Source organism: Bacillus sp. FSL H8-0492 (assembly GCF_038006145.1).
GTDB classification, from domain to species: Bacteria; Bacillota; Bacilli; order Bacillales; family Bacillaceae_G; genus Bacillus_A; species Bacillus_A mycoides.
Genome location: NZ_JBBOUP010000001.1, coordinates 1,416,773 through 1,430,635 on the forward strand (window position 1 = coordinate 1,416,773; position 13,863 = coordinate 1,430,635).

Annotated in this window: 13 protein-coding genes; all 13 read left to right on the plus strand. The window is 38.7% G+C overall.

Annotation, left to right across the window (positions count from 1 at the left end; genetic code table 11):
- The first annotated feature begins 118 nt into the window (after positions 1–118).
- The 13 genes from MHH66_RS07350 to pyrE all read left to right on the plus strand — a co-directional run bounded on the left by MHH66_RS07350 (position 119) and on the right by pyrE (position 13,789).
- Complete coding sequence (locus tag MHH66_RS07350; RefSeq protein WP_002014715.1) at positions 119–448, plus strand: hypothetical protein; 330 nt, start codon at positions 119–121, stop codon at positions 446–448.
- Between the two features lie 124 nt (positions 449–572).
- Positions 573–1,031, plus strand: a complete 459-nt coding sequence (gene lspA / locus MHH66_RS07355; RefSeq protein ID WP_002128849.1) for a lipoprotein signal peptidase LspA — start codon at positions 573–575, stop codon at positions 1,029–1,031.
- Positions 1,032–1,035: 4 nt separating this feature from the next.
- Positions 1,036–1,944, plus strand: a complete 909-nt coding sequence (locus MHH66_RS07360) for an RluA family pseudouridine synthase (protein ID WP_002033761.1) — start codon at positions 1,036–1,038, stop codon at positions 1,942–1,944.
- A gap of 202 nt (positions 1,945–2,146) precedes the next feature.
- Entirely contained in the window at positions 2,147–2,689 is a 543-nt protein-coding gene (gene pyrR / locus MHH66_RS07365; RefSeq protein WP_001156489.1) for a bifunctional pyrimidine operon transcriptional regulator/uracil phosphoribosyltransferase, read from the plus strand.
- Positions 2,690–2,835: 146 nt separating this feature from the next.
- Positions 2,836–4,128 carry a uracil permease gene (uraA, locus tag MHH66_RS07370; protein WP_002014712.1) on the plus strand — a complete coding sequence of 431 codons (1,293 nt, stop codon included), beginning with the start codon at positions 2,836–2,838 and terminating at the stop codon, positions 4,126–4,128.
- Positions 4,129–4,275: 147 nt separating this feature from the next.
- Positions 4,276–5,190, plus strand: coding sequence for an aspartate carbamoyltransferase (gene pyrB / locus MHH66_RS07375; protein ID WP_078184354.1), 915 nt, complete (start codon positions 4,276–4,278; stop codon positions 5,188–5,190).
- Entirely contained in the window at positions 5,174–6,460 is a 1,287-nt protein-coding gene (pyrC, locus tag MHH66_RS07380) for a dihydroorotase (protein ID WP_002088243.1), read from the plus strand. Before pyrB ends, pyrC begins: the two co-directional genes overlap by 17 nt.
- On the plus strand, positions 6,457–7,554 hold the full coding sequence (locus MHH66_RS07385) for a carbamoyl phosphate synthase small subunit (protein WP_078184353.1): 1,098 nt from the start codon (positions 6,457–6,459) through the stop codon (positions 7,552–7,554). The genes pyrC and MHH66_RS07385 overlap by 4 nt, the downstream gene beginning before the upstream one ends.
- Positions 7,539–10,757 carry a carbamoyl-phosphate synthase large subunit gene (gene carB, locus MHH66_RS07390; RefSeq protein WP_002128845.1) on the plus strand — a complete coding sequence of 1,073 codons (3,219 nt, stop codon included), beginning with the start codon at positions 7,539–7,541 and terminating at the stop codon, positions 10,755–10,757. Before MHH66_RS07385 ends, carB begins: the two co-directional genes overlap by 16 nt.
- Positions 10,754–11,533 carry a dihydroorotate oxidase B electron transfer subunit gene (gene pyrK / locus MHH66_RS07395; RefSeq protein WP_002088239.1) on the plus strand — a complete coding sequence of 260 codons (780 nt, stop codon included), beginning with the start codon at positions 10,754–10,756 and terminating at the stop codon, positions 11,531–11,533. Before carB ends, pyrK begins: the two co-directional genes overlap by 4 nt.
- Positions 11,530–12,459, plus strand: a complete 930-nt coding sequence (gene pyrD / locus MHH66_RS07400) for a dihydroorotate oxidase B catalytic subunit (RefSeq protein ID WP_078184352.1) — start codon at positions 11,530–11,532, stop codon at positions 12,457–12,459. The genes pyrK and pyrD overlap by 4 nt, the downstream gene beginning before the upstream one ends.
- The gene (pyrF, locus tag MHH66_RS07405; protein ID WP_000083510.1) at positions 12,444–13,160 is read left to right on the plus strand and encodes an orotidine-5'-phosphate decarboxylase; all 717 of its coding nucleotides are present in this window, start codon (positions 12,444–12,446) and stop codon (positions 13,158–13,160) included. Before pyrD ends, pyrF begins: the two co-directional genes overlap by 16 nt.
- Positions 13,157–13,789, plus strand: coding sequence for an orotate phosphoribosyltransferase (gene pyrE, locus MHH66_RS07410; protein ID WP_002137968.1), 633 nt, complete (start codon positions 13,157–13,159; stop codon positions 13,787–13,789). The genes pyrF and pyrE overlap by 4 nt, the downstream gene beginning before the upstream one ends.
- The last annotated feature ends 74 nt before the right edge of the window (positions 13,790–13,863 follow it).

The window sequence follows — 13,863 nt, forward strand, 5'->3', positions numbered from 1 at the left end:
GTTGATGATATATCAAAATAACTTTCACTCTCTTTCCTATGAAGGAAAAATGTGTGTGAGGTAAGCGTGGAAATTTCGGACACACTAATTGTACATTGCAGCTGGGAGGAATGTACACGTGAATGAAATTTATATGGAAATAAAAGAAGAATTACAATTGATGAGAAAAGAGTTGCAAGATAGATTGGCGAAAGAAGTAATGCACACATACTATATGGAATTTGGGCAAGAACTTGGATACGAAATAAAGGAAGAGACAAAGAAAAAATTGCTATTACATGATATAAAAGAGGATTTAAAAGATGTAGAACGTGCATTGTTTAAAATGGAAATAGATATGTACGGTATTTGTGAAGAAACTGGAAGAGCGATTTCTACAAAACAAATGAAAACAATGCCGACTGCTCGTACTATTCATGAATTTTTCTATGAAAAGGTAAATGTATGAATACGCACAACGATATTATGTTACCTTTTTTTAATTTATTTTATTCTTCTACAAAGGTTCATTGTGAAAAGGTAGCAGCTATGCTAAAATTTTGAGGTACACTGTCTTTGTGGGGGAAATGAAAATGATATATTATGTAATAGCGTTATTTGTCATTGCCATCGATCAAATATCGAAGTGGCTAATTGTAAAGAACATGGAATTGGGTACGAGCATTCCGATTATCGATAATGTATTATACATAACATCTCATCGAAATAGAGGAGCTGCCTGGGGTATTTTAGAAAATAAAATGTGGTTTTTCTACATTATTACAGTCATTTTCGTAGCATTTATCGTATTTTATATGAAAAAATATGCGAAAACGGACAAGCTTCTAGGTATTTCATTAGGTCTAATTTTAGGCGGAGCAATTGGCAATTTTATTGATCGTGTATTTAGACAAGAAGTAGTGGATTTCATTCACGTGTATATTTTCTCGTACAACTATCCGGTATTCAATATAGCTGACTCAGCATTATGTATTGGAGTTGTATTAATTATTATTCAAACAGTATTAGAAGGAAAGAAAGCGAAGGAGTAATTGAATGAGTGAAGTAGTACAAGTAACAGTTGCAGAAGAACAAAAAAGCGAGCGAATTGATAAATTCGTTGCAGAAATAAACAGTGAATGGTCACGTTCACAAGTGCAGCAATGGATTAAAGATGCTGTTGTGACAGTAAATGGGAAATCAGTTAAAGGGAATTATAAAGTAAAAGGAAATGATGAAATTACAGTAACAATTCCCGAGCCAGAAGAGTTAGATATTCAACCGGAAGATATGAATTTAGAAGTTTATTATGAAGATGCCGATGTACTAGTTGTAAATAAGCCGCGTGGCATGGTAGTACATCCAGCACCAGGGCATACGAAGGGTACGCTTGTAAACGGACTTATGCATCATTGTACAGACCTATCAGGTATTAACGGTGTAATGCGTCCTGGTATAGTACACCGTATTGATAAGGATACATCTGGATTATTAATGGTTGCTAAAAATGATATGGCGCATGAATCACTTGTAAATCAACTTGTAGCAAAAACGGTAACAAGACGTTATAAAGCGATTGTACATGGTGTAATTCCACATGATAAAGGAATAATTGACGCTCCAATTGGTCGTGATAAAAAAGAACGTCAAAGTATGACTGTTGATGAAAATGGTAAGAATGCAGTTACACATTTCCAAGTGTTAGAGCGATTTAAGGATTTCACACTTGTAGAATGCCGCTTAGAAACGGGACGTACACACCAAATTCGTGTTCATATGAAATATATTGGTTATCCACTTGCAGGGGATCCAAAGTATGGTCCGAAGAAAACATTAGATATGAATGGACAAGCACTTCATGCAGGGATTTTAGGTTTCGATCACCCTCGTACTGGTGAATATATTGAGTTTGAGGCACCGATTCCAGAAGTGTTTGAAGAAGCGCTAAATATTTTACGGAAATAGTATTGACAAATCATAAGAAAACTGAGATACTGACAACAGTTAAATAATGATCCTTTAACACAGCCCCGTGAGGTTGAGAAGGTAACGGTTTGAAATACTTAGGGTATGTTGTACCCTTTTTCAAAAGTCCTCTCGCACACGCTGAGAGGACTTTTTTTATACCATTACTCTCACGCAAGAAAAAAACTTGGAGGTGTAGAGCATGCAAGAGAAAGCTGTCGTTTTAGATGACCAAATGATTCGCCGCGCTTTAACACGAATTAGTCATGAAATCGTGGAACGAAATAAAGGTGTCGATAATTGTGTTCTTGTCGGAATAAAAACACGTGGAATTTTTATTGCACAACGTTTGGCAGAACGAATTGGTCAAATTGAAGGAAAAGAGATGGAAGTAGGAGAGTTAGATATTACGTTATATCGTGATGATTTAACACTACAATCGAAACATAAAGAACCACTTGTAAAAGGTTCTGATATTCCTGTAGATATTACGAAGAAAAAAGTTATCCTTGTGGATGATGTGTTATATACAGGTAGAACAGTTCGAGCAGCAATGGATGCTCTTATGGATTTAGGTAGACCATCACAAATCCAATTGGCTGTTCTTGTTGATAGAGGTCATCGTGAATTACCAATTCGCGCTGATTATGTAGGAAAGAACATTCCAACATCTAGTGAAGAGCGTATCGAAGTTGATTTGCAAGAGACAGATCAACAAGATCGAGTAAGCATATACGATAAGTAAAGCCCTTTTAAATGTAGTCCTGTGAGGCTGCCAAAGGGTCTTGGCTTTCATATGTCAAATTTGGCATACGAAAGTGTAGGACTCTTTGTGCACAGGCACAAAGAGTTTTTTTATTGCAAAAATTAAAACTGAAGGAGGATGTAACAATGGAGCAAAAGCCAGTGTTAGACATTCATGAAGTACCGAAACCGGGAAAATGGTTATTATTAAGTATACAACATTTGTTCGCGATGTTTGGATCAACAGTGCTTGTTCCGTTTTTAACAGGACTGAATCCATCAGTAGCTTTAATATCAAGTGGATTAGGAACGCTAGCGTTTCTTCTAATAACGAAAGGTCAAGTACCAGCATATTTAGGATCATCATTCGCCTTTATTGCACCAATTATTACAGCGAAAACAGCAGGTGGACCTGGAGCAGCGATGCTTGGAGGAATGCTTGCGGGACTTGTTTACATCTTAATCTCACTCGGAATTAAGAAATCTGGGTCAGAATGGATTATGAAATTACTTCCGCCAATCGTAGTTGGGCCAGTCGTAATGGTAATCGGTTTATCTTTAGCACATACAGCAGTGAACATGGCGATGAACGGTGCGGATGGTAAGTATAGCATTACACACTTTTCAGTAGCATTAGTAACATTAGCAATTACAATCATTTGCTCCATATTCGGGAGAGGATTTTTCAGTATCATACCAGTGCTACTTGGAATCATCGGCGGGTATATATTCGCTTACTTCCAAGGGCTAGTAGATTTAAAGCCAGTAGCTGAGGCAAAATGGTTTGTCATACCAGACTTCACAGTACCGTTTGTAACATATACTCCGGAGTTTTCATGGAAAATTGTACTCTTAATGGTGCCAGTTGCACTTGTAACAATTTCAGAACATATCGGACATCAAATTGTACTTGGAAATGTTATTAAAAGAGATTTAATTGAAAAACCAGGTTTACATCGTTCAATCTTCGGTGATGGGATAGCAACATTGATCGCATCACTAATAGGAGGACCACCGAATACAACGTACGGTGAAAACATCGGTGTGCTAGCAATTACGAGAGCATACAGTGTATACTTATTCATCGGTTCAGCAGTGTTCGCAATCATGTTTGGATTTATCGGGAAGATTTCAGCACTGATTCATTCGATTCCAACACCAGTTATGGGTGGTGTATCAATCTTACTCTTCGGTGTAATCGCATCAAGTGGTTTACGTATGATGGTAGACGATAAAACAGACTTAGGTGACAAACGAAACTTAATGATTGCATCAGTTATACTAGTAATCGGTATTGGCGGAGCGGTACTGCACGTAGGTGAATCGTTCCAAGTAGAAGGAATGGCGCTAGCAGCAATTGTAGGTGTACTATTAAATCTACTACTACCAGAGACAAAACAAACAAATAAAACAAAACAATCTAAGCAGATTGCTTCATAAAAATAACCTTTTAATTCAGTCCTGTGAGATAGAAAAGGGTGGCTACTTTAACGCACCCTAGTCTCAAAGACTAGGGTATTTTTATACAGTTATTGTTATATAAATTCAATGGTGTTATCATAAAAAACAGAAAGATGAGGGATGACGATGAGCCATTTGTTAACGATGAGTGAATTATCGGAACAAGAAATTTCAGAAATCCTAAAAGACTCAGAAGATTTCGCGAATGGAAAAGAGAGAAAAACGACAGAGCAAACATTTGTTGCGAACTTGTTCTTTGAGAATAGTACGAGGACGAGATTTAGCTTTGAAGTTGCTGAGAAGAGATTAGGACTTGAAGTATTAGACTTTTCCGCAGATGCATCTAGCGTACAAAAAGGAGAAACTTTATACGATACGATAAGAACACTAGAATCAATCGGAACAAAAGCGGTAGTCATCCGCCATGAGCAAGATCGTTACTTCGATGAATTAAAAGATCAGGTGAATATCCCAATCTTGAACGCTGGAGATGGATGTGGAAATCATCCAACGCAATGTCTACTCGATCTTCTAACAATTAAACAAGAGTTTGGAAGATTTGAAGGTTTGAAGATTGCAATAGTTGGGGATGTTCGTCATAGCCGAGTAGCACGTTCTAATGCAGAAGCATTAACGAAACTGGGCGCGACAATTTATTTTGCAAGCCCACAAGAGTGGAAAGATGAAGAGAATACATTTGGAACGTACAAGAGTTTAGATGAACTTGTTCCAGAAGTGGATGTGATGATGTTACTTCGTGTACAACATGAGCGTCATGACCATTATGAAACAGACATTATGAAAGAGTATCACGAGCAACATGGGTTAACAGTTGAAAGAGAAAAACGTATGAAAGAAGGAAGCATTATTATGCATCCAGCCCCTGTAAACCGTGATGTTGAAATTGCGAGTGAACTTGTCGAGTGTGAACGCTCACGCATATTCAAGCAAATGGAAAACGGGGTCTACGTAAGAATGGCTGTACTAAAACGCGCATTACCAAATGTATTAGGAGGAATGAAACATGAATTATTTGTTTAAAAATGGTCGTTATATGAATGCAGAAGGAACAATTGTAGCAACAGATCTTCTCGTACAAGACGGTAAAATTGCGAAGGTAGCAGAAAATATTACGGCAGATAATGCTGAAGTAATCGATGTAAATGGAAAGTTAATCGCACCTGGATTAGTAGATGTACACGTTCATCTTCGTGAACCAGGTGGTGAACATAAAGAAACAATTGAAACAGGAACACTTGCAGCAGCAAAAGGTGGATTTACTACAATTTGCGCAATGCCAAACACACGCCCAGTACCAGATTGTAAAGAACATATGGAAGACCTGCAAAAGCGTATTAAAGAAAAAGCACATGTAAATGTATTACCATATGGAGCAATTACAGTACGTCAAGCAGGTTCTGAAATGACCGATTTTGAAACGTTAAAAGAACTTGGAGCGTTTGCTTTCACTGATGATGGCGTAGGCGTGCAAGATGCAAGCATGATGTTAGCTGCAATGAAGCGTGCATCGAAATTAAATATGGCAGTTGTTGCACACTGTGAAGAGAACACACTTATTAATAAAGGATGTGTACATGAAGGGAAGTTTTCTGAGAAACACGGATTAAACGGTATCCCATCAGTATGTGAATCCGTACATATTGCCCGGGACATCTTACTTGCGGAAGCTGCAAATTGTCACTACCACGTATGTCATGTAAGTACAAAAGGATCTGTACGTGTAATCCGTGACGCGAAACGTGCTGGAATTAAGGTGACAGCAGAAGTAACACCGCATCACTTAGTATTATGTGAAGATGATATCCCATCGGCTGATCCTAACTTTAAAATGAATCCACCGCTTCGAGGAAAAGAAGATCATGCAGCGTTAATTGAAGGACTATTAGATGGAACAATTGATATGATCGCAACTGACCATGCACCGCATACTGCAGAAGAGAAAGCGCAAGGGATTGAAAGAGCACCGTTCGGAATTACTGGTTTTGAAACAGCATTCCCGCTTTTATATACGAACCTTGTGAAAAAAGGAATCATTACATTAGAGCAACTGATTCAATTCTTAACAGAAAAACCAGCTGACACATTCGGTTTAGAAGCAGGGCGCCTAACAGAAGGTAGAACAGCTGATATTACAATTATCGATTTAGAACAAGAAGAAGAAATTGATCCAACAACATTCTTATCAAAAGGAAAAAACACACCATTCGCAGGTTGGAAATGCCAAGGTTGGCCGGTTATGACAATCGTTGGTGGTAAGATCGCATGGCAAAAGGAGAGTGCATTAGTATGAAAAGACAACTTATCTTAGAAGATGGAACAGTATTAATTGGAAAAGGTTTCGGAGGAGAAATAGAAAAGTCAGGTGAGGTTGTATTTACAACTGGGATGACTGGATATCAAGAAACTTTATCTGATCCATCATACTGCGGTCAAATCGTAACATTTACGTATCCATTAATCGGGAACTACGGCATTAACCGTGATGATTTTGAATCAATTCACCCATCTGTAAATGGTTTAATCGTAAACGAAATTTGTGATCACCCATCAAACTTCCGTAATGAAATTTCGCTAAATGATTACTTGAAAGAAAGAAATATCCCAGGATTAGCAGGAATTGATACGAGAAAATTAACAAGAAAAATTCGTCAATATGGAACTTTACGCGGACGTCTTTGCAATATGGATGTGGATGTAGAGGACATCGTTAGCCAATTGAAAGCAACTGTCTTTACAGATCATGTGAAACGCGTATCAACAAAAGATCCATATCCAAGTCCAGGCCGTGGACACCGAGTTGTACTTGTAGACTTCGGAATGAAACATGGTATTTTACGAGAATTAAATAAGCGTGATTGTGATGTAATTGTTGTACCTTACAATACAACAGCAGAAGAAATTCTACGCCTTAGCCCAGATGGAACTATGTTAAGTAATGGACCTGGGGACCCAAAAGATGTACCAGAAGCAATTGAAATGTTAAAGGAAATTATTGGTAAAGTTCCTTTATTCGGGATTTGCCTAGGACATCAATTGTTCGCCCTGGCATCTGGTGCGAATACAAGTAAGTTAAAATTCGGTCACCGTGGTTTAAATCATCCAGTAAAAAATCTTGCAACTGGAAAAGTAGCAATTACATCTCAAAACCATGGTTACGCAGTAGAAGAAGAATCAGTTGGAAATACAGAACTGGAAATTACACATGTTGCTTTAAATGATGGAACAGTAGAAGGTCTTCGTCATACGAAGCTCCCAGCATTTACAGTGCAATACCATCCAGAAGCTTCTGCAGGACCAGAAGATGCAAATGATTTATTCGAAGATTTCTTAGCAATGATTGAAAACTTCAAGAAAGAAGGGGAAGAGTTATGCCAAAACGCCTAGACATTAACACAATTTTAGTAATCGGATCAGGACCAATTGTAATTGGGCAAGCAGCAGAGTTTGATTACTCTGGTACACAAGCTTGTCAATCTCTTAGAGAAGAAGGTTACAAAGTAATCCTTGTTAACTCTAACCCAGCAACAATTATGACAGATACTGCAACAGCAGATAAAGTATATATAGAACCATTAACATTAGAATTCGTAAGCCGTATCATTCGTAAAGAACGTCCAGATGCACTCCTACCAACATTAGGTGGTCAAACAGGCCTAAACATGGCTGTTGAACTTGCGAAATCAGGCATACTTGAAGAGTGCGGAGTTGAAATTTTAGGAACAAAATTATCAGCAATCGAGCAAGCCGAGGATCGTGATTTATTCCGTACATTAATGCAGGAATTAAATGAACCAATTCCATCTAGCACGATTATTCATACGCTGGAAGAAGCACATGAATTTGTAAAAGAAATTGGTTATCCAGTTATTGTTCGCCCAGCATTTACAATGGGGGGAACAGGTGGCGGAATCTGTAATAATGAAGAAGAACTAATTGAAATCGTATCAGGTGGATTAAAACATAGTCCAGTAACACAATGTTTATTAGAAAAGAGTATTGCCGGTTGTAAGGAAATTGAATATGAAGTAATGCGTGATTCGAATGATAACGCGATTGTAGTATGTAACATGGAAAATATCGATCCGGTTGGGGTTCACACAGGTGATTCTATCGTTGTAGCACCGAGCCAAACATTAAGTGACCGTGAGTATCAAATGTTACGAAACACTTCATTAAGAATTATTCGTGCATTAGGAATTGAAGGTGGATGTAACGTTCAGCTTGCACTTGATCCACATAGCTTCCAATACTATGTAATCGAAGTAAACCCGCGTGTGAGTCGTTCGTCTGCACTAGCATCTAAAGCAACTGGATATCCAATTGCGAAGCTAGCGGCGAAAATTGCAGTCGGTTTAACATTAGATGAAATTATAAACCCAGTAACACAAAAAACATATGCTTGCTTCGAGCCAGCATTAGACTATGTTGTTTCAAAAATTCCACGTTGGCCATTTGATAAGTTTGAATCAGCAAACAGAACACTTGGTACACAAATGAAGGCAACTGGTGAAGTTATGTCAATCGGACGTAACTTAGAACAATCATTATTAAAAGCGATTCGTTCTTTAGAGCTTGGCGTTTATCACCTAGAGTTAGACCACTTAAAAGAGCTTGATAAAGAAACGATGAAAAAGCGTATTATAAAAGCTGATGACGAGCGTCTGTTCGTTGTAGCAGAAGCAATCCGTCAAGGTGTAACGAAAGAAGAAATCAACGAATGGTGTGAAATGGACTTCTTCTTCTTACAAAAAATTGAAAATATCGTAAACATGGAACGCGAAGTAAAAGCGAATGTAGGAAATATGGAAGTGTTACAATCTGCTAAAGAAATGGGCTTCAGTGACCATTACATCGCCAATGCTTGGAACAAAACAGAGCGTGAAATTTACGATATGCGTAAAGAAAGCAATATGACTCCTGTTTATAAGATGGTAGATACTTGTGCGGCAGAGTTTGAATCTGCAACACCATACTACTACAGCACATATGGTGACGAGAATGAATCGATTGTAACAGATCGTAAGAGTGTAGTTGTACTAGGATCTGGTCCAATCCGTATTGGTCAAGGTGTTGAGTTTGATTATGCAACAGTTCACTCTGTATGGGCAATAAAAGAAGCTGGATATGAGGCAATCATTGTTAATAACAACCCAGAAACAGTTTCAACAGACTTCAGTATTTCTGACAAATTATACTTTGAACCATTAACAATCGAAGATGTAATGCACATTATCGATTTAGAAAAGCCAGAAGGTGTTATCGTCCAATTCGGCGGACAAACGGCAATTAACTTAGCGGCTAAATTAGAAGCACACGGTGTGAAAATCTTAGGAACATCACTTGAAGATTTAGACCGTGCAGAAGATCGTGATAAGTTTGAAGCAGCTTTAACAAAGCTTGGTATCCCGCAACCAGTTGGTAAAACAGCAACGACTGTAGAGCAAGCAGTAGCGATCGCTGACAAAATTGGTTACCCAGTATTAGTAAGACCATCTTACGTACTAGGTGGACGTGCGATGGAAATCGTATATCGTCAAGAAGAATTACTGCACTACATGAAAAATGCGGTTAAAGTTCACGCAGATCACCCAGTATTAATCGACCGTTATATGGTTGGTAAAGAAATTGAAGTAGATGCAATTTCAGACGGTGAGAATGTATTCATTCCAGGTATTATGGAACATATCGAACGCGCTGGAGTTCACTCTGGGGATTCAATTGGAGTATATCCACCACAGAGCTTATCTGAAAAACTAAAAGAACAAATTATTGAACATACAATTGGGCTTGGAAAAGGTTTAAACATTGTTGGATTACTAAATATTCAGTTTGTAGTATTCAAAGATGAAGTGTATGTAATTGAAGTAAATCCACGTGCGAGCCGTACAGTACCATTCTTAAGTAAAATTACAGGCGTACCGATGGCAAATATCGCAACGAAAGTTATTTTAGGTCAAAACCTTGTAGAACAAGGATATGGAACTGGCTATCACCCAGAAGAGAAGGAAGTGTATGTAAAAGCACCGGTATTCTCATTTGCGAAACTACGCTCAGTTGATACAACATTAGGGCCTGAAATGAAATCAACAGGGGAAGTAATGGGTAAAGATTTAACGCTTGAAAAAGCATTATATAAAGGACTTGTTGCTTCAGGAATTAACATTCCAACGCACGGATCAGTAATCATCACTGTAGCGGATAAAGATAAAGAAGAAGCGCTGGAAATTGCAAAACGCTTCCATGAAATCGGCTATAACTTATTAGCAACAGCAGGAACAGCACAATCGCTAACAGAACAAAACATTCCGGTGCAAGTTGTAAACAAAATTGATTCTGAAGACTACAACTTACTTGATATTATCCGTCAAGGGAAAGCGCAGTTTGTAATCAATACATTAACAAAAGGAAAACAACCAGCGCGTGATGGTTTCCGCATTCGCCGTGAATCAGTAGAAAATGGTGTGGCTTGCTTAACATCACTTGATACAACGAGAGCAATCTTGAGAGTATTAGAATCTATGACATTCTCAGCTCATTCAATGAAAGAAATTACGCAAACGAAGCGTCACGAGGTGGTACATGCATGATGCAAAAGCAAAATATGATCGTCGTTAACCAAAAAGAAATCGCAAAAAACATTTACGAATTAGTGCTTCAAGGGGATTTAGTGCAGCAAATGAACGATCCAGGGCAGTTTGTACACATTAAGGTAGCAGAGGGCATTACGCCCCTTCTGCGCCGCCCAATTAGTATTTGTAATGTCGATCAAGACAAGAACGAATTTACAATGCTATATCGTGCGGAAGGACAAGGGACAAAAACATTAGCGAAAAGAAAACAAGGTGAACTTGTAGATGTGTTAGGACCACTTGGTCATGGATTTCCTGTAGAAGAAGCGGAATCTGGACAAACGGCTCTATTAGTTGGTGGGGGAATTGGTGTACCACCACTATATGAATTGTCACAGCGTCTTGTAGCAAAAGGAGTACGCGTTATTCACATCTTAGGTTTCCAAACGAAAGATGTTGTCTTCTATGAAGAGAAATTCGCAGAACTTGGTGATACGTATGTTGCAACAGTTGATGGTACACATGGTACAAAAGGTTTTGTAACAGATGTAATTGATAGCTATGGAATTGACTTTGACATTCTCTACTCATGTGGACCTTTAGCGATGCTTCGTGCATTAGAAGGACGCTATAAGGAGAGAAAAGCCTACATTTCATTAGAAGAACGTATGGGCTGTGGTATCGGAGCATGTTTCGCATGTGTATGCCATTTGCAAGCAGATCCGAGTGGACATTCTTACAAGAAGGTGTGTAGCGACGGACCAGTATTTCCAATCGGGGAGGTTGTACTATGAACAGATTGCAAGTTGAATTACCAGGGTTATCATTAAAAAATCCAATCATCCCAGCATCTGGTTGCTTCGGATTTGGTCGTGAGTATGCACAGTTCTATGATTTAAGTGTACTTGGATCAATTATGATTAAAGCGACAACAGAACAACCTCGTTATGGAAACCCAACGCCTCGTGTTGCTGAAACACCAGGCGGAATGCTAAATGCAATCGGGCTTCAAAATCCTGGATTAGAAAAGGTAATGAATTCTGAATTACCTTTTCTCGAGCAATTTGATCTTCCGATTATTGCAAACGTTGCGGGTTCACAAGCTGAGGATTACGTAGCGGTTGCGAAGGCGATTTCAAAGGCACCTAATGTTCATGCACTAGAATTAAATATTTCTTGTCCAAACGTAAAAACGGGTGGTATCGCTTTTGGTACAAATCCTGAAATTGCTGCTGATTTAACGAAGCGAGTAAAAGAGGTTTCTGAAGTACCGGTATATGTGAAATTGTCACCGAACGTGGCAAACATTGTGGAAATTGCAAAAGCAATTGAAAATGCGGGTGCGGACGGTTTAACGATGATTAATACATTGCTTGGTATGCGTCTAGATTTAAAAACTGCAAAACCAATTTTAGCAAACCGTACGGGCGGACTATCCGGGCCTGCGATTAAGCCAGTAGCAATTCGTATGGTACATGAAGTAAGTCAAGCTGTTAACATTCCGATCATCGGAATGGGTGGTATTGAAACAGCGGAAGATGTAATTGAATTCTTCTATGCTGGCGCAAGCGCGGTTGCAGTTGGAACGGCGAACTTTATCGATCCGTTCGTATGTCCGACAATTATTGAAGAATTACCAGCATTACTAGATGAATTAGGATTTGATCATATTTCGGAATGTCAAGGAAGGAGCTGGAAGCAAATATGTCACAGTCGTTAATCGTTGCACTAGATTTTCCAGGGAAACAAGAGGTAGAACAATTCTTACACCACTTTGAAGGGGAAGAGTTATTTGTCAAAGTTGGTATGGAGTTGTTTTACAAAGAAGGTCCTGCAATTATTACGTACTTAAAAGAAAAAGGACATAAAATCTTCCTAGATTTAAAACTTCATGATATTCCGAATACGGTAAAAAGCGCTATGCGTAGCCTAGCTAGTCTAGATGTAGATATGGTAAATGTTCATGCTGCTGGGGGAAGCAGTATGATGAAAGCTGCGATTGAGGGATTAGAGGAAGGTAAGCAAGAAGGAAAAGAGAGACCGATTTGTATTGCCGTTACACAATTAACAAGCACTTCGGAAGCTATGATGAAAAAAGAGATTGGCATTGAGAAAACGTTAGAAGAAGCGGTTGCTCATTATGCAAAATTAACGAAAGAAAGTGGACTTGATGGAGTTGTTTGTTCAACACTTGAAGTACCAAAATTACGTGAAGTATGCGGAAATGAATTTGTAACAGTAACACCGGGGATTCGTCTTGCAAGCGATGATGTAAATGACCAAGTGCGCGTAGCAACACCGAAACGTGCGAGGGAACTTGGTTCAAGCTACATCGTAGTTGGACGTAGTATTACAAAAGCAGAAAATCCGCTTGAAGCGTATAAAACAGTAAAACAACAGTGGGAAGGTGTAACAGTATGAAAAAAGAAATCGCATCGCATTTATTAGAAATTGGAGCAGTATTTTTACAACCGAATGACCCATTTACTTGGTCTTCTGGTATAAAATCACCAATTTATTGTGATAATCGTTTAACTTTATCTTATCCAAAAGTACGCCAAGCGATTGCAGCTGGATTAGAAGAGTTAATTAAAGAGCACTTCCCAACTGTAGAAGTTATTGCAGGAACAGCAACTGCTGGTATTGCGCACGCTGCATGGGTAAGCGATCGTATGGATTTACCAATGTGCTACGTGCGTAGTAAAGCAAAAGGTCACGGTAAAGGGAACCAAATCGAAGGAAAAGCTGAAAAAGGTCAAAAAGTAGTAGTAGTAGAAGACTTAATTTCAACTGGCGGTAGTGCAATTACATGTGTAGAAGCACTTCGCGAAGCTGGCTGTGAAGTATTAGGAATCGTATCAATCTTCACATACGAGCTTGAGTCAGGAAAAGAGAAACTAGAAGCAGCAAACGTAGCATCATATTCTTTAAGTGATTACAGTGCATTAACTGAAGTTGCAGCAGAAAAAGGTATGATCGGACAAGCTGAAACGAAAAAATTACAAGAGTGGCGTAAAAATCCAGCAAACGAAGCTTGGATTACAGCGTAACACGAAAAAAGACGACCGCGGGGGAACGTGGTCGTCTTTTTTATATCATTGCTAAAATTTTATGTAAAGTTCCA